Annotated in this window: 11 protein-coding genes; 6 read left to right on the forward strand and 5 right to left on the reverse strand. The window is 71.5% G+C overall.

The features are described 5' to 3' along the window. Positions 1 to 61 precede the first annotated feature (61 nt). From BJ969_RS18430 to BJ969_RS18440, 3 genes are all read left to right on the forward strand, one after another. Positions 62 to 889, forward strand: a complete 828-nt coding sequence (locus BJ969_RS18430) for an SDR family oxidoreductase (protein WP_184480370.1) — start codon at positions 62 to 64, stop codon at positions 887 to 889. A 482-nt stretch (positions 890 to 1371) separates the two neighbouring features. Next, entirely contained in the window at positions 1372 to 2367 is a 996-nt protein-coding gene (locus BJ969_RS18435; protein ID WP_184480372.1) for a chitinase, read from the forward strand. Positions 2368 to 2384: 17 nt separating this feature from the next. Beyond that, positions 2385 to 3374, forward strand: a complete 990-nt coding sequence (locus BJ969_RS18440) for a chitinase (RefSeq protein ID WP_184480374.1) — start codon at positions 2385 to 2387, stop codon at positions 3372 to 3374. A 328-nt stretch (positions 3375 to 3702) separates the two neighbouring features. Here BJ969_RS18440 and BJ969_RS18445 read toward each other — a convergent pair whose 3' ends face one another. Together BJ969_RS18445 and BJ969_RS18450 are read right to left on the reverse strand one after the other, a co-directional pair. After that, the gene (locus BJ969_RS18445; RefSeq protein ID WP_184480376.1) at positions 3703 to 5541 is read right to left on the reverse strand and encodes an ABC transporter ATP-binding protein; all 1839 of its coding nucleotides are present in this window, start codon (positions 5539 to 5541) and stop codon (positions 3703 to 3705) included. Beyond that, positions 5538 to 7271, reverse strand: coding sequence for an ABC transporter transmembrane domain-containing protein (locus tag BJ969_RS18450; protein ID WP_184480378.1), 1734 nt, complete (start codon positions 7269 to 7271; stop codon positions 5538 to 5540). The genes BJ969_RS18445 and BJ969_RS18450 overlap by 4 nt, the downstream gene beginning before the upstream one ends. 528 nt (positions 7272 to 7799) lie before the next feature. Here BJ969_RS18450 and BJ969_RS18455 point away from each other — a divergent pair. Then, positions 7800 to 9329 (forward strand): SLC13 family permease, encoded by a 1530-nt coding sequence (locus tag BJ969_RS18455; RefSeq protein ID WP_246456957.1) that lies wholly within the window; start codon positions 7800 to 7802, stop codon positions 9327 to 9329. A 22-nt stretch (positions 9330 to 9351) separates the two neighbouring features. Continuing rightward, the gene (locus tag BJ969_RS18460; RefSeq protein WP_246456958.1) at positions 9352 to 10512 is read left to right on the forward strand and encodes a glycerate kinase family protein; all 1161 of its coding nucleotides are present in this window, start codon (positions 9352 to 9354) and stop codon (positions 10510 to 10512) included. Between the two features lie 210 nt (positions 10513 to 10722). Here BJ969_RS18460 and BJ969_RS18465 read toward each other — a convergent pair whose 3' ends face one another. Both BJ969_RS18465 and BJ969_RS18470 read right to left on the reverse strand, forming a co-directional pair. Further along, positions 10723 to 11868: an exo-alpha-sialidase gene (locus tag BJ969_RS18465; RefSeq protein ID WP_184480382.1), complete on the reverse strand. Its 1146-nt coding sequence runs from the start codon at positions 11866 to 11868 to the stop codon at positions 10723 to 10725. A 267-nt stretch (positions 11869 to 12135) separates the two neighbouring features. Continuing rightward, entirely contained in the window at positions 12136 to 13713 is a 1578-nt protein-coding gene (locus tag BJ969_RS18470) for a GMC oxidoreductase (RefSeq protein ID WP_184480384.1), read from the reverse strand. Positions 13714 to 13916: 203 nt separating this feature from the next. Here BJ969_RS18470 and BJ969_RS18475 point away from each other — a divergent pair, with 203 nt between their 5' ends. Beyond that, positions 13917 to 14513, forward strand: a complete 597-nt coding sequence (locus tag BJ969_RS18475) for a TetR/AcrR family transcriptional regulator (RefSeq protein WP_246456959.1) — start codon at positions 13917 to 13919, stop codon at positions 14511 to 14513. Positions 14514 to 14651: 138 nt separating this feature from the next. On the opposite strand, the gene BJ969_RS18480 is transcribed toward BJ969_RS18475, so the two are convergent. After that, positions 14652 to 17018, reverse strand: a complete 2367-nt coding sequence (locus BJ969_RS18480) for a xanthine dehydrogenase family protein molybdopterin-binding subunit (RefSeq protein WP_184480386.1) — start codon at positions 17016 to 17018, stop codon at positions 14652 to 14654. Positions 17019 to 17056 lie beyond the last annotated feature (38 nt).

The following is a 17056-nucleotide window of genomic DNA, read 5'->3' on the forward strand; positions in this document are numbered from 1 at the left end:
GCCGACCGACCGGCACGAGCCGGTCGGACAGCGTCGACGAGCGTGAACTGCGAGGAAATCCATGTCCCCCACCGGCGAGCAGCCCACCCGCGAAGTAGCGGTCGTGATCGGAACGGGCGGCATGGGCCAGGCCATCGCGCGCCGCGAGGGCTGCGGCCGCAGGCTCGTCCTGGCCGACTTCGACACCGCGTCCCTCGAACGGTTCGCCGACGTGCTCCGCGACGAGGGTTTCGACGTGACCACGGCGGAGGTGGACGTCGCGGATCGCGCCTCGGTCGCGTCGGTGGCGGCGCTCGCCGACGGGCTCGGCCCGATCACCCGCCTCGTGCACACGGCGGGCGTTTCCCCCATCCAGGCGCCCGCGAGCACCATCCTCGCCGTCGACCTCCTCGGGACCGCGTTCGTGCTGGCGGAGTTCGAGCGGGTCGTCGCGGCGGGCGGCGCCGGGGTCGTGATCTCCAGCATGTCCGGCCACTTCGCCCGCCTCAACGCCGAGGACGAGCGGGCGCTCGCCGTGACACCCGCCGAGGAACTGCTGGAGCTGCCCGTCGTGGCGGCCGTCGACGATCCGAAAGCCGCGTATCCGCTGTCCAAGCGGGCCAACCAGCTGCGCGTGCAGGCCGCCGCGACGACCTGGGGCGCGCGCGGGGCGCGGATCAACAGCATCAGTCCCGGCGTCATCTCCACGCCGATGGCGCGCCAGGAACTGGCGAGCGAGCACGGCGACCGGATGCGCACCATGATCGACTCCTCGGGCGCGGGACGGATCGGCACCACCACCGACATCGCCGACGCGGCGTCCTTCCTGCTCGGCCCGGCGGCCTCGTTCATCACGGGCACGGACCTGCTCGTCGACGGCGGCGTCGTCGCGGCGACCCGGCAGTTCTGAGCAGCCCCTTTTCGTCCATTGTGGACGTATAGGGGCAGCGGCTCGCGCCAGTCGAGCCCCACGGGCCGACCGAAATCGCGCCTTTCCCAGAATTGCCGTTCCGCGTCCGCGAATCAGGTGCCACGACTGAACTTCACGGTTCCCTCGACAGGGCGGAACAGAACCACGCCGCGCCGGCCAGGAAAAGCGGCACCACGACGGCGCGGTCCGTTTTTCCCGAATCCCCGATTTCGCAATCCGGCACAAGGACGACTTCACGTACCGCGTGATGGCGGAATCTCCGGGCAGAGCCTGGCGAAAAAGGTCTAGACCCATTGACGGGGTGATCGGGTCCACATAGGTTTGCCGCCCGTCGGCAGCGGCGCCGAACACGCGCCGCGCCGACCCGTCCGCAGCAGAACCCGGACCGAGCGCGGCGCGTTCCGGGATCTCCTGGCCACACCACACCGGTCCCCGGACCGGGCGGGTAGAGGAGAACACCCTTGACGACGAAACCGATCCGATGGGCGGCGCTGGCGGCCGGCCTGCTGGTGCTGCCGTTCACCGGCGGCCCCGCGGCCGAGGCCGCGCCCGGCGAACTCCGCTCCGCGCCGTACTACATGCCGCTGGACAACGCCCCGCAGGACATCACCGAGGCAATCGAGGCCAGCGGCCAGAAGGACTACATCTTCGCCTTCGTGCTCGCGCCCGACGCCGGCAGCTGCACCCCCACCTGGGACGGCAAACCGGGCCAGGAGGTCGAGACCGACACCGCGGTCAAGGAGAAGGCCGACGCCGTGCGCGCGGCCGGTGGCGACCTGTCGGTGTCCTTCGGCGGGTACAACGGCATCGACCTCGGCGCAGCCTGCCCGGACTCCGCCTCGCTCGCGGACGCCTACCAGCAGGTGATCGACAAGTACGGGCTCACCCACATCGACCTCGACGTCGAAGGCGACGACCTCGGCGACGTGCCGGGCGAGACCAAGCGCTTCGAGGCGATCAAGTCCCTCAAGCAGAACAACCCCGACCTGCACGTCACGCTGACGCTGCCGACGACCACCGTCGGGCTCAACGACGCGGGCAAGGCGGAGATCCAGCGCGCCAAGGACATCGGCGCCGAGATCGACCTCTACAAGGTCATGGACTTCGACTACGGCGGCCCCGCCGACGACATGGCCAACAGCGCGATCGGCGTGGCCGAGGCGGTGCACGAGCAGATCCGCGAGCTGCACCCCGAGCTCGACGACGCCGCCGCCTACGCGCGCACCGGCGTCATCCTCATGAACGGGCACACCGACCAGCCCAGCGAGCTGTTCACCCAGGACACCTTCCGCGCGGTGCTCGACTACGCGAAGCAGCACCGGCTCGGCAGGCTCTCGTACTGGTCGATGAACCGCGACCGGGTCTGCACCGAAGAGGGCGGCTGGGCCGACGGCAAGTGCAGCAGCGTCGAGCAGCAGCCGTACGAGTTCACCCAGATCTTCGCCGAATACCAGTGACACCAGGAGAATCGCAGATGAAACCCCTGTCCAAGCTGGTGGCCGCGATCGCCGCCACCACGGTCCTCCCGCTGTCCGCGATGTCCGCGGGCGCCGCCGAACCGGCCCCCGCCGCCCCGCCCGCGCCGGCGCCGGCCGCGGAGATGAAGGTCGCGCCGTACATCGACATCACCCAGGACAAGCCCACGCTCGCCGAGGTCGCGGAAGCCACCGGGCAGAAGAACTTCACGCTGGCCTTCGTGCTCGGCAGCGCCGCCGGGTGCACGCCGATGTGGGGCGGCGAGAAGGCGCTGGACGACCCGAGCATCGTCGGCCAGATCGACGAGCTCCGCGCGCAGGGCGGGGACGTCATCGTCGCCACCGGCGGCGCGATGGGCCCGTACCTGGAGAGCGTGTGCGGCAGCGCGGACGAACTCCTCGGCGCCTACAAGCAGATCCTCGACGTCACCGGCAGCAACCACCTCGACGTCGACGTCGAGGCGACCATCCCGGAGGACGTCGCGAACGAGGCGCTGGCGAAGCTGCAGGCCGAGCGCGGTACGAAGGTCAGCTACACGCTGCGCGTGCAGAGCGACGACACCGGGCTCGACCCGTACTCGCTGCAGGTGCTGCAGAGCGCCGCGAAGCACGGCGTCGACGTGCTGGTGAACCCGATGGCCATGGAGTTCGGCTCCACCAAGCCCTGGGGTGACGCGGTGATCGCGGCCTCCGAGAGCGTGCTCAAGCAGATGAAGGAGATCTGGCCGGACCTCAGCGAGGCCGACCTCAAGGCCCGCCTCGGCGTGACGCCGATGATCGGCCGCAACTACAACGGCAACATCTTCACCCCGGACAACGCCCGCCAGCTGCTGGACTGGGCCGACGCGAACCAGATCGGCCTGCTGTCGTTCTGGTCCGCGGGCCGCGACAACGGGAGCTGCCCCGGCGGCGCGGTCTCCCCGACGTGCAGCAGCATCGAGCAGGCGCCGTACGAGTTCACGAACATCATCAAGGGCTTCGGCGCCTGACCGGCTCCACCGAGCTCAGCTGACCGCCCCCTCGGCCCGGCCTTCCGGACCGAGGGGGCGTTCGTCCGGACCACGGACGGTCGCTTCACCTGTTCTGATCTTGCCTCTCCAGGTGAGCGGCGTTCGTGGTCGTTGTCCTGTCAGCGGCGAAGCCGCTGAGCAGCGACCAGCTTGAGCAAGGTGACCACCGGCGGGTTCTCAGCGGCTTCCTCGCGAGGACAGCTTTTTTCCTCGTGGCGGAGCCACTTGGAAAAAAGATTCCGCAGCGAGGAAGCCGCTGAGGTTCCGCCACCCGACCCACTACGCAGGTCGTGCTGCGCAAGTCTCCTCAAACTTCCGGCGTGGCCGGGCCGGTGAACTGCGCGGAGTGCAGTGCCGCGTAGGTCCCACCGGCGGCGATCAGCTCGTCGTGCGAGCCCTGCTCGATGATCGCGCCGCCGTCCATGACGAGGATCGTGTGGGCGTCGCGGATCGTGGAGAGCCGGTGCGCGATGACGAACGCGGTGCGCCCGGTGCGCAACGTGGCCATGGCCCGCTGGATCAGCGCCTCGGTGCGGGTGTCCACGGAGCTGGTCGCCTCGTCGAGCACGAGGATCGACGGGTCGGCCAGGAACGCCCGCGCGATCGTGATCAGCTGCTTCTCCCCCGCGCTGACCCCGGTGCCCTCGTCGTCGAGGACGGTGTCGTAGCCGTCCGGCAGGCTGCGGGCGAAGTGGTCGACGTGCGCGGCCTTCGCGGCTTCGACGACCTCCTCGCGGGTCGCGTCCTGCTTGCCGTAGGCGATGTTCTCCGCGATGGTGCCGCCGAACAGCCAGGTGTCCTGCAGGACCATGCCGGTCGCGGCCCGCAGCCGCTCCCGGGACATCGTGCGGGTGTCGACGCCGTCCAGGGTGATCCGGCCCGCGCTGATCTCGTAGAACCGCATCAGCAGGTTGACCAGGGTGCTCTTGCCCGCTCCGGTGGGGCCGACGATGGCGACCGTGTCGCCCGGCTCGGCGATCAGCGAGAGGTCTTCGATCAGCGGTTCGTCCGGCCGGTAGCGGAACGCCACGTGCTCGAACGCGACCCGGCCGCGCGGGCGGTCGGAGGTCGCGGCGTCGTCGGGCGAGGGCTCCTGTTCGGGCGCGTCGAGGAAGTCGAAGACCCGCTCCGCCGAAGCGAGCCCGGACTGCAGCAGCGCGGCCATGCTCGCGACCTGCGTCAGCGGCTGGCTGAACTGGCGGGAGTACTGCACGAACGCCTGCACGTCCCCCACCGAGAGCGCGCCGGACGCGACGCGGAGGCCGCCGACCACCGCGACCAGCAGGTAGTTCAGGTTGCTCAGGAACATCATGCCGGGCTGGATCAGCCCCGACAGGAACTGGGCGCGGAACCCGGCCGCCGCCAACTCCTCGTTTCGCGCCCGGAAGGTCTCGGCGGCGTTCTGCTGGCGGCCGAAGGCCTTGATGGTGGAGTGCCCGGTGTACATCTCCTCGACGTGCCCGTTGAGCTCGCCGGTGCTCTTCCACTGCGCCGCGAACTGCGGCTGCGCCCGCTTGCCGATCCGGTACGTGACGAGCGCCGACAGCGGGATGCTCAGCAGCGCGAACAGCGCCAGCAGCCCGGAGATGGAGAACATCACCGCGAGCACGCCGAGGATGGTCAGCACCGAGACGACGACCTGCGAGAGCGTTTGCTGCAGCGACTGGCTCACGTTGTCGATGTCGTTGGTGACCCGGCTGAGCACCTCGCCGCGGGACTGGCGGTCGAAGTGGCTCACCGGCAGCTTCGCGAGCTTGGCCTCCGCGTCCCGGCGCAACCGGCTGCCCGTGCGCTGCACGGCGCCGTTGGTCAGCCGAGCTTGCGCGACGCCGAACAGGCCGGAGCCCGCGTAGACCGCCAACGCCGCCAGCAGGACGGAACCCACCGCTGCGAAGTCGACGCCGCCCCCGGCCGCACCCGCGATGATCAGGTCGGTGGCCTGCCCGAGGTACTTGGGTCCGAGCACGCTCAACGTCACGCTCACCACGGCCAGCAGCACCACCACGATCAGCAGCGGCCGTTCGGGGCCGAGCCGTCCGAGCAGCCGCCGGGCCGAAGCGACGAAGCCGGTGGGCCGGTTGCGGTCCGGTGCGGGCTGCGCCGTGGCCCCCTCACCGGACGGGCGGGCACGGGTGGGGGCGCTCATGCCGCTTCCTCCTCGGACAGCTGCGACAGGACGATCTCCCGGTAGGTCTCGTTGTCCGCCATCAGCTCCTGGTGGGTGCCTGCCCCGACGAGCCGTCCCGCGTCGAGCACCAGGATGCGGTCGGCGTCGCGGATCGTGTTGACCCGCTGGGCGACGATGACGACCGTCGCGTCCGCCGTCTCCTGCCGCAGCCCGGCCCGGACCTGCGCGTCGGTGGCGTAGTCCAGCGCGGAGAACGAGTCGTCGAACAGGTGGATCTCGGGGCGCCGCACCAGCGCCCTGGCGATGGCGAGCCGCTGGCGCTGGCCGCCGGAGACGTTGCCGCCGCCTTGGGACAGCGGCGCGTCGAGCCCGCCGGGCAACCGGCGCACGAAATCGGCGGCCCGCGCGATCTCCAGCGCGTGCCACAGGTCGTCGTCGGTGGCCTCCGGGTCGCCGTAGCGCAGGTTGCTCGCCACGGTGCCGGAGAACAGGTACGGGCGTTGCGGGACGAACGCGACGGTCCGGGTCAGCGTCGCCGGATCCAGGTCCCGGACGTCGACGCCGTCGATCAGGATCGTGCCGGTCGTGACGTCGGACAGCCGGGGGATGAGGTTGATCAGGGTGCTCTTGCCGCTGCCGGTGCTGCCGATGATCGCCGTGGTCTCACCGGGGCGCGCGTGGAACTCGATGCCCTGCAGCACCGGTTCCTCCGCGCCCGGGTAGCGGAAGCCGACGTCGCGCAGTTCCAGGTGGCCGCGCCGGTGCAGCTCGCGGACCGGCTCGCTCGGCAGGCGGACCGTGCTCTCGGTGTCGAGCACTTCCTGGATGCGTTCGGCGCACACCTCGGCGCGCGGGATCATCATGAACATGAACGTCGCCATCATCACCGACATGAGGATCTGCATCAGGTAGCTCAGGAAGGCGACGAGCGCGCCGACCTGCATCGCACCAGAGTCGATGCGCCCGGCGGCGAACCAGGTCACCGCGACGCTGGACACGTTCACCACGATCATCACCGTGGGGAACATCAGCGCCATCAGGTTCCCGACGCGCAGCGCGGTGCCGGTCAGTTCGGCGTTCGCCTCGCCGAACCGGCGCTGCTCGTGGACGTCCTTGTTGAACGCGCGGATGACCTGCAACCCGTTGATCTGCTCGCGCAGGATGCGGTTGACCGCGTCGATGCGCACCTGCATGGCGCGAAACAGCGGCCGCAACCGGGCGACGAGCAGCGCGATGAGCACGCCCAGCAGCGGCACGACCACCACGAGCAGCCCGGAGAGCACCGCGTCCTGGTCGAGTGCCAGCACGATCCCGCCGACGCACATGATCGGCGCGGTGATCATCAGCGTGAAGGTGACCAGCACCAGCATCTGGATCTGCTGGACATCGTTGGTCGTGCGGGTGATCAGCGACGGCGCCCCGAACCGCCCCACTTCGCGCGCGGAGAAGGACTGCACCTGGTCGAACACCGAGGCGCGCAGGTCGCGGCCGAGCGCCGTCGCGGTCCGGGCGCCGAAGCCGACGGCGCCGATCGCGCAGATCAGCTGCACCGCCGCCACCGCGAGCATCACGCCGCCGACGCGCAGGATGTGACCTTGGTCGCCGGTGAGCACGCCGTTGTCGATGATGTCGGCGTTCAGCGCGGGCAGGTACAGCGTGGCGACCGTCTGGACCAGCTGCAGCACGACCAGCGCGATGATCGGCAACGCGTAGGGCCGCAGGTGGGCCCGCAGTAATCGGAGCAGCACGCGATCCCTCTGCGGAAGTCGGGGAGACCTCCGCGGACGGCGAAGGACCACCGGCCAGCTTAACCCTTCCCGACGAGCACTCGCGCCGTTCGAATTCGCCCCTAGGGGCAGGGCACGGGGACTAGTGCACTGTCCGCACCGGCGTCCCGAGCTCGTCGTCCCCTCGGCCGCAGCACGGGTTCTCAGCGCCGTCTCGCGAGGACGGCGACCCGTCGCGCTCCCGAGAGGAAGGGACCGACCACCTGTCTTCGATCTTGCCCTTCGTCGTTGTCCTGTCAGCGGCGAAGCCGCTGAGCAGTGACCAGCTTGAGCAAGCCGACCACCCGCGGGTTCTCAGCGTTCTTCTCGCGAGGACAGCTTTTTCCCTCGTGGCGGAGCCACTCGGGAAAAAGATCCCGCAGCGAGAAGAACGCTGAGGTTCCGCCACCCGACCACCTCACCAGGCCGAGAACAAGAACATCCACTCCATGAGGCCGTCCTCATGGAACGTTCACGGTGGGCTCAGTCTGGGCGTCGAGGGTTCACCTCATGGATGCCGAGCGGGAGACCGAGCCGGTGCCCACCCGGGACGCGGCGACGCGGGTGCGCACGGACTACGCGACGCGGCCGATGCGCGCCGCCGGGCTCGCACCGGAACCGCAGTCGGGCAACGGCTGGGCGATCGTGTTCACCCTGGTCGCGCTCGGCGTGCTGGGAGTGCTGGCGGTCGTTCCGGGCACGCTCGGCGGCCCCGGTGAACTCGGCTGGCACGGGCTGCTCACGTTCCTCGTGTTCGCGGTGGCGGTCGGCGGCTGGATGAGTTCCCGGCTCGACGACACGTTCGTCGCGGTCGCCGCGGCCGTGCTGCTGGTCCTGTTCGGGGTGCTGGATTCCGAGGACGTGTTCGAACCGCTCGGCGAGGACCAGATCTGGTTGCTGATCGCGGCGTTCATCCTGGCCGCCGGGATCAACGCGACCGGGCTGCCCGCCCGGCTGTCGGTCGCCCTGGTGGCCCGCGCCCGCCGGCCGCGCGGACTGTTCCACCTGATCACCGCTTCGCTGGTGATCACCGCGCTGCTCGTGCCGAGCACCAGCGGGCGGGCGGCGCTGGTGCTGCCCTTCTACCTCACGTTGGCCGCGGCGTTCGCGGCGCGGGAGCGGCTCGTGCGGGCGCTCGCGGTGCTGTTCCCGACCGTGGTGCTGCTCTCGGCCGTCGCCAGCCTCGTCGGGGCCGGGGCGCACCTGGTGACCAGCGAGATCCTCGCGAGCACCGTCGACGTGCGCATCGGGTTCGCGCAGTGGCTGTGGTGGGGGTTGCCGTTCGCGGTGGCGAGTTCGCACCTGGCCGCCGAACTCGTGCTGGCGCTGTTCACCCGCCACGCCGATCGCCGCGCCCCGCTGCGGGTCGACGCCGAGGCCCTGCGCTCGCAGCTGGAGGTGCCGGAGCGGATGCGGCGCGACGAGATCCGCGCGGCGGCGCTGCTGGGCGTCGTGGTGCTGCTGTGGAGCACCGAGCCGCTGCACGGCCTGTCCCCCGCCCTCGTCGCGCTCGGCGGCGCGGTGCTGATCACCTCACCCCGGCTGGGCACGGTGCGCTTCGGGGAGGCGCTGTCCGAGATCCCCTGGTCGCTGTTGCTGTTCATGGCCGCCACCGGCGCGCTCGGCACCGGGTTGACCGAGTCCGGCGCCGCCCAGTGGGCCGTGACGAGCTTCCTTAGCGGGGCGCCGCGTTCGACCGTGCTGCTGACGGTGGTGGTCCTCAGCGTCGCCGCGCACCTGGTGGTGCAGTCCCGCTCGGCGCGGTCCTCGGTGCTGATCCCGCTCGTCGTGCCCGCCGCGCTCGCCGTCGGCATGAATCCGGTGGCGCTGGCGTTCGCCTCGACGGCCGCGGCCGGTTTCTGCCACACCCTGCCGTCGTCGGCGAAACCGGTCGCGATGTTCGCCCGGATCGAGCAGGCGCCGACCTTCGCCCCGCGCGATCTGCTGAAGCTCTCCGCGCTGCTCGGGCCGGTGATGGTCGTGCTGGTCCTGCTGTTCACCCGCTTCGTCTGGCCGACGCTCGGCCTGGACCTCGACTGAACATTCCACGATGGAGGAAACCATGTTCCGCTTTCTCGTCGCTCCCACCGGGTTCAAGGAGTGCCTGGACGCCGAGGCCGTCGCCGCTGGAATCCGCACCGGCATCCGCCGGGTGGTCCCGGCCGCGATCGTCGACACCGTCCCGCTGATCGACGGCGGCGAAGGATCCGCCCGCATGCTGGCGAAGTCGACCGGTGGCGAGCTGGTTCCGGTGACCGTCACGGGGCCGGTCGGCGACCCCGTCGAGTCGCACTTCGCGCTGCTGGGCGGGACCGAACGGGGGACCGCGTTCGTGGAAGTGGCGGCAGCGGCGGGACTTTCCCTGGTGCCGCGGGGAAAGCGCGATCCGGGCCGCACGTCGAGCCGCGGTGTCGGCGAGCTGATCGCGGCGGCGCTGGACACCGGCGCCGAGAAGATCGTCGTCGGTTGCGGTGATTCCGGGATCTGCGACGGCGGTGCGGGAGCGTTGCAGGCGCTCGGAGTGCGCGTGCTCGACGACTCCGGTCACGACGTCGGCCCCGGCGGGGTACCGCTGCGCCAGGCGCGGCTGATCGACGCCGACGGCCTGGATCCACGACTGTCCGAAGTGGACATGGTGGTGGCGGTCAACCCGAAGAACGTGCTGAGCGGCCCGAAGGGCGTCGCGCACGTCTACGGCCCGCAGAAGGGCGCGTCCCCGGCGCAGGTCGCGCGGCTGGCGGCGGCGATGCACCGCTGGGGACTGCTGCTGCGCAGGCACAGCGGTACGGACTTCGCCGAGCTGCCCGGCGGCGGCGCCTCGGGCGGGGTCGGCGCGGGACTCGCCGGGGTGCTCGGCGCCCGGCTCGCGTCCCGGTTCGACGTCTTCATCGAGAGCACCGACCTGGACCTGCGGCTGCGCGCCGCCGACCTGGTGCTCACCGCCGAAGGCGCCATCGACGCCTCCACCGCGCTCGGCAAGATCCCGTCCGAGGTCGCGCGCCGCGCGAAGCGCCAGGGCAAACCGGTGATCGCGTTGTGCGGCACCATCGGCCCCGGCGCCGAGAGCAGCTACGACACCGGGATCGACGCCTACACGGGCATCCTCACCGGCCCGGTGGCGCTCGCCGACGCGATCGAGAGCGCCCCCGAACTCCTCGCCGACGCCACCGCCCGAACCCTCCGCATGCTCCTGGTCGGCCGCACCCTGCGAGCAGCGGCCTGACCCCGGCGAAGGGACGTGCGAGGAGATCTCACCGACGTGCGCCCCGGCTCGTGGTCGTCTTTCCGTCGGCAGAGCAAGCACGCCCGGACTCCCGCTGAGCGCGGACGCACGGCGGGGACGGCCACCCGCCGTGCGTCCGCAGTGCGGAACGCGCTCTCCGGTCGCTCCCGGCGAATCAGCTCTCGTCGCGCCCGGTCGCCCGTCGGGTGGTCACCCCGCGCAACGACCGGCTTCGGCGAGCGGCAGCGCGGTGAAGGTCAGCTTCTCGTAGGCGCCGGCGGCGCCGTTCTCGGCGAGGACGCCGACTCTCCCGTCGGGGAGCATCGCCATCGCCGAGTAGGCCGCCGGGCCCGGGTGCAGCCGCGTCCCGTCCGACCAGTTCTCCCCGTCGTCGCAGCTGATCCGCACCGTGAGGTCGGTCCGGTCCCGCGAGTTCGCGGGGTTGCTGAACAACAACCGCTCGTCGGATCCCCGCGGGTCGACGCGGATCACGTCGGCGTTGACGCCCGGATCGGGCAGGCCGGGAATCGCCGCGGGCTTCCCGAAGGTGATGCCGCCGTCCTCGGACACCGCCCGCAACCGCTGCCCGCCGTCGACGTCCCGGACGTTCTGCACGACCTCGCCGGTGGACAGCTCCACGGCCTTGTTCTCGTCGGTGCCGCCCGCCAGCGGTTCGCCGGAGCGCCAGGTCTCGCCGTGGTCGTCGCTGTAGATGTTCGCGGCGTGGTGCTCGCCCGCCGCGTCGCGCACGACGATCGGCTGCAGCAACCGCCCGCCGGAGAGCTGCACCCCGTGGCCGGACGAGGCGAAGATCCCCGCCCACTCCGGCGCTTTCACCTGCTCGTTCAGATCGATCGGTGCGCTCCAGGTGCGTCCGTCGTCGCTGCTGGTCAGGTGCCGCACGTGCACGGTTCGCGGATCGGTGGCGTCGGCGGAGCCGGGTTCGGATTCCTGGAACCCCACTTCGCCGTGGCTGAAGGTGCAGAACAGGTGCACGCGCCCGGTGGCCCGGTCGGTGAGCAGGCTGGGATCGCCGCAGCCCTGCGGCGCGGGGTGATCGACGACGGCGCGGGGTTCGCTCCAGGTCGCGCCGCCGTCGGTGCTGCGGCGCACCATCGTGTCGATGTCGCCGGGCAGGTCACCGGGACCGTCGTTGCGCCGGTCGAAAGCGGCGATGACCGTGCCCCGCTCGGTCACCGCGAGGGCGGGGATGCGGTAGGTCACCGCGTCGGTGCTCACGGCGAGGTCCACGCCGCCGGGCGCGGCGACGGCGACGGGACCGGCGAGCAGCGCCAGTGCGGCGGTCGCCGTCATCGCGGGCAGGGCGCGGCGGCGGGTGCGGAGGATGCGAACCACGTGCGGCTCCAGTCGTGTCGGTGTCGGCGTTGACGGCCACGAGGTCGAACGTTGGACGTCGGATGTCCAGAGTTGATGAAGCTAGGCCATCGACGTCGAACCTGTAAAGCCCCGGACTCCCGCCACCGCCGCGCGCCGTACCGGCCGAACAACGGCGGGGAGGAGGTCACCCTCCTCCCCGCCGTCCGCCACGATCCGCTACGCCGCCCGAACCTGGTGCCGCAGAGCCGTTTCCGGGGCGGCGCAAGGCGTTCGCGGCACCGGCGATCAGAACACGGTGCCCGCGTCCTGGGCGATCAGCTCATCGGTGGCCCGCTCCGCGACGGCCGCGATGGTCATCGACGGGTTGCAGGCCGCGCTGTTGCCCGGCATCAGCGCCCCGTCCAGCACGTAGAGCCCGCGGTGCCCTTGGACCCGGCCGGCGAGGTCGCAGACGACGCCCATCGACGCACCGCCCAGCGGATGCCAGGTGTTGGGCACCAGCGAGGTCGTGTCCAGCCGGATGTTGCCCTCCCCGGCGATCCGGGCGACCCGGTCGTCGATGATCCGGCTCAGCTCGGCGTCCGCGTCGCGCGGCCAGTCCAGCACCGCGTCGTCCTTCGCCGAGTCGTAGACGAACTCGCCGCGCCCCTGGCTCACCCCGTAGCCGACGAGCATCGTGGTGCGCAGGTTCGGCGTCGGGGGCAGCGAGGCTTGGATGACGGTGTTCGCCGTCGCCGGGTCGCCCCACTCCAGGCTGCCGTAGACGACGGGGCCGCCCTGCGGAGCGCCGAAGTCGTCGGCGAAGTTCGTCCAGGTGTAGATCCGGTCCCCGTTGGAGCCCCAGTTCGTGCCCAGCCCGTCGGGCATGTCGGGGATCTGGTCCTTGGCCGCCGCGCGCATCAGCAGCTTCGTGGTGTTCGCGGTGCCCGCCGCCATGACCAGCGCACCGGCCGTGATGATCTTCTTCTCCAGCACGGTGCCGTCGCTGTCGATGCGGTCGACGTGGACCTCCCAGCGCCCGTCCTTGGCCATCGCCACGTCGGTGACGTTGTGCTGGGTGGCGACGGTGACGCGGCCCGTCGCCTCCGCCTGCGCGATGTAGGTGACGTCGACGGAGTGCTTGCCGCCGTTGTTCACGCCCATGCTGCAGTCGCCGTTGGTGTAGGACGGCTTCATCTCGCCCGCCAGCTCGCGCAGCGCGAAGTCCCAGTCGATCGGCATCGGGATCTTCGAGAGGTCGTACCCGGCCTCCTCGGCGTTGCGCGCGAACACCCGCGAGGGCTTGTACGTGGTGCTGTTGATCAGCTCGTCGGGCGCGGTCTGCAGCTTCAGCATCTCGGCGACGCGCGGGTAGTGCTCGCGGGCCATGCGCGCGTAGTCGAGCTGCTCGGGCATGTTGGCGTTGAACACGTCCGCGGCGGGCTGCAACGTCATGCCCTGGTAGACCAGCGATCCGCCGCCGACGCCCGCGGCGCACATGATGTCCATGCCGTTGCCGGGGACCTGTTCGATCAGCCCCGTGTAGGGGGCGAACGGCATCAGCGGCACCCCGAACAGCGAGGGCGTGGAGCCCAGCCAGGACAGCCGCGAGTCGGGGGCCAGCGGGCTCGGGAACGTGTCGGCGTTCGGGCCGGTGGGCCAGCGGCGCCCGCGTTCCAGCACCAGGACGGGCAGCCCGGCCTGGGCGAACCGCAGCGCCGTCACTCCCCCGCCGAAGCCGGAGCCGATGACGACGACGCGGTGTTCCTCGCGGGTCACCGGGACCCGGTTCACGGCGGCGAGGGCGTGCGGGGTGCTGAGCGCAGTCAGGCCCGCGGCGACGGCTGCTCCCTTGAGTGCGGAACGGCGGCTCAGTTCGGGCATCGGCTCTCCTGCGCGGTGAGGGCGTGTCGCGGGGTTCGCGGACCGCCGGGTGACGGCCACGGCCCGGAGCACGAGCGGTCTTCGCTGATCAACGGGCGTGGCGGGTCGGAAGTGTAGGGAAGGAAACCGAGAGAGAGAACCGGTCGACGATCTCACTACGCACGGGTAACATCTTCCGACGTGCGCGAACAGCGAGGTGTCCGTTGCTGACCCCGCAGCGCACCGATGCCCGCCGCAACCGCGAGATCATCCTGCGGGCGGCCGACGAGGCGTTCGCCGAGGGCTCCGACGTCGTGCCGATCGAGGAGATCGCCCGCCGCGCCGGACTCGGGCGGGCGACCGTCTACCGGCACTTCTCCGACCGCTACGCCCTGGCCACCACCGTCGCCGCTCACCGGCTGGAGACGTTGAAGTGCATCGTCGGCACCGCCGAGCGCGACCACCGCACCTTCCGGGACCTGCTGCACATGGTGCTCCGCGAACAGGTGGCCCGGCGACCGCTGATCAACATCATCCGGGAGCTGCCGGAGCACGAGCAGCGCCGGTTCGCCGACTCGCTCATCGCCGTGCTCGCGCCCGCGTTCCGCCGCGCGCAAGCGGAGGAGGAGCTGCGCGGCGACATCGAACCGGCCGACCTGGTGCTGGTCCTGGAGATGATCGAGGGCGCCCTGTCGTCGAAGCTGGTGCCCGCCGACGACGAAGCCGCCATCCGTAAGCTGATCGCCGTCTCGCTCGACGGCCTCTACCCCCGTCCGGAGACCGCACAGGGGTCGTCGCTGCAATCCTCTGACCTGCACTGACTCGGGGCGGGGCGCTCGACCGGGACCTTCAGCAGACCGCCACCGGCAGCGGACGCCGGAGGTCTCCCCATCCGGCCGGGCCGTGCATCCCCGGCCGCCGCCGGGAATCCGGCCGGGGCCACGTCGGCATCCGCCGGATCACACCACCGCTTCGTCAGCGTCGTCCGGCTTTCCCGCTGCTCGCACGGGGAGGTCGGCGAAGGCGGCCGGAGGTTCCCGCCACGGGTCGGCGAGGGTGCCCGCTCGGGCGTCGCGGATGGTCTCCCAGACGCGCTGCGGGGTCGCGGGCATGTCGATGTGGCGGACGCCGAGGTGGCTGAGCGCGTCGACCACCGCGTTCTGCACCGCGGGGGTCGATCCGACGGTCGCGGACTCGCCGATCCCCTTGGCGCCCAACGGGTTGTGCGGGCTCTCGGTCACCGTGTTCGCCGTCTCCAGCGCGGGCACGTCGGCCGCCGAGGGCATCGCGTAGTCGGCGAGCGTCGCGGTGGACGGGTTGCCGTCCTCGTCGTAGGACATGTGCTCCCACAGCGCCTGGGCGATGCCCTGGACCGCGCCGCCGTGCTGCTGGCCGCGCACGATCGTCGGGTTGACGATCCGGCCGCAGTCGTCGACGGCGATGTGCCGCAGCGGGGTGACGAAACCGGTCTCGGTGTCGATCTCCACGACGGACACGTGGGCGCCGAACGGGAACGAGGCACCGCCGGGCGCGAAGTCGGTGTCGGCGGCCAGCGAACCGCCTTCGTCGGCGGCGGCCCGCACCAGGTCCGGCCAGCTCAGCACGGTGCTGGGAACACCGGCGACGCCCAGTCCGCCGTCGGTGACCTCGATGTCCTCGGGCGCTGCTTCCAGCTTCGTGGCGGCGAGTTCCCTCGCCCGCTGCAGCACGACCTCGGCCGCCGCGCGCACGGCGCTGCCACCGACCTGCAACGACCGGGAGCCGCCGGTGCCGCCGCCGCGCGGGACGGTGGCCGTGTCGGACTGGACGAACTCGACGGACTCCATCGGGATGCCCAGCAGGTCGGCGACGATCATCGAGAACGACGTGGCATGGCCCTGCCCGTGCGCCGAGGTGCCGACCTTGATGGTGGCGCCGTCCTCGTGCACTTCTACGGCGGCGAACTCGCCCGCGCCACCGCCGGTGATCTCCACGTAGGTGCTCATCCCGATGCCCAGCGCGAGCGGATCGCCCGCCGCTCGCCGGCGGGCCTGCTCGGCGCGCAGCTCCTCGTACCCGGCCAGGCGCAGCGCCTCGGTCAGCGCCAGGTCGTAGTCGCCGCTGTCGTAGCTCGCTCCGGTGAGGGTCGTGTGCGGGAACTGCTCCGGCCGCAGGAAGTTGCGCCTGCGCAGCTGCGCCGGGTCGATGCCGAGTTCGGCGGCGGCCAGGTCGATGAGGCGTTCCAGCATGGCCGCGGCCTCGGGCCGACCGGCGCCGCGGAACGCGCCGACGGGAGTGGTGTTGGTGAGCACCGCGACGCCGTCGTAGCTCAACGCCGGGATCCGGTACACGCCTTGCGACATCAGCCGGGTCGGGCCGAGCGCGAGCGCGCCGCCGAACCCGCCGTAGGCGCCGGCGTCGCCGATGACCCGCGCCCGCAGCCCCACGATGTCCCCGTCGCGGGTGAGCCCGAGCTCGCCGAACTGCACCTGGGCCCGGCCGTGCGGCATGGTCTGCATGTTCTCGGAGCGGCCCTCGATCCACTTCACGGGCCTGCCGAGTTCGCGGGCCACCGCGACCGCGGCGAGGTATTCCACGGCGGCGCCGGCCTTCCCGCCGAACGCGCCGCCGACGTGCGGGGCGATGACCCGCACGCGTTCGGCGTCCCAGCCGAAGGACGCGGCGAGCCCGCTGCGCAGCGCGTGCGGCATCTGGGTGGACGCGTAGGCCGTGACCTCGTAGTCCTCGTCGGGACCGCCGGGCACCACGGCGAACGCGTTGCCCTCCATCGGGACGACGGCGAGGCGCTGGTTCTCGATCCGGGCCCGGACCACGACGTCCGCCCCGGCGAGCACGTCGGCTCCCGCGGCGTCGCGGGCGCCGTCGGCGATGTTCGAGCCGTGCGCGGGGAACTGCGGCGGGGATGCCGGGTCCATGGCGTGTTCGGGGTCGACCTCGACCGGCAGCGGTTCGTACTCGACGTCGACGAGTTCCAGCCCGTCCGCCAAGGCCGCGCCGCTGTCGGCGACGACGATGGCGACCGCGTCGCCGACGAACCGCACCCGGTCGCTCGCCAGCGGGTAGCGGGGGAAGTCGCCGAGCGGGATGAACGGTGTCAGGACCGGCATGTCCAGGTCCGCGGCGGTGTACGCGGCGACGACGCCCGGCGCGGCGGCGGCCTCGGCGACGTCGATGGAGGTGATCTCGGCGTGGGCCAGCGGCGAGCGCACGAATCCGATGCGCAGCACCCCGTCCAGCGGGAGATCGTCCACGTACGTGCCGCGACCGCGCAGCAGTTCGGGGTCCTCGACCCGGTTGACCTCGTTGCCGAGCAGGGATCCGACCATGATCCGAGCCTAGCGGTGCGCGGGCCCGCCGCCCACCG

Source organism: Saccharopolyspora gloriosae, from assembly GCF_014203325.1.
Classification (GTDB): Bacteria; Actinomycetota; Actinomycetes; order Mycobacteriales; family Pseudonocardiaceae; genus Saccharopolyspora_C; species Saccharopolyspora_C gloriosae.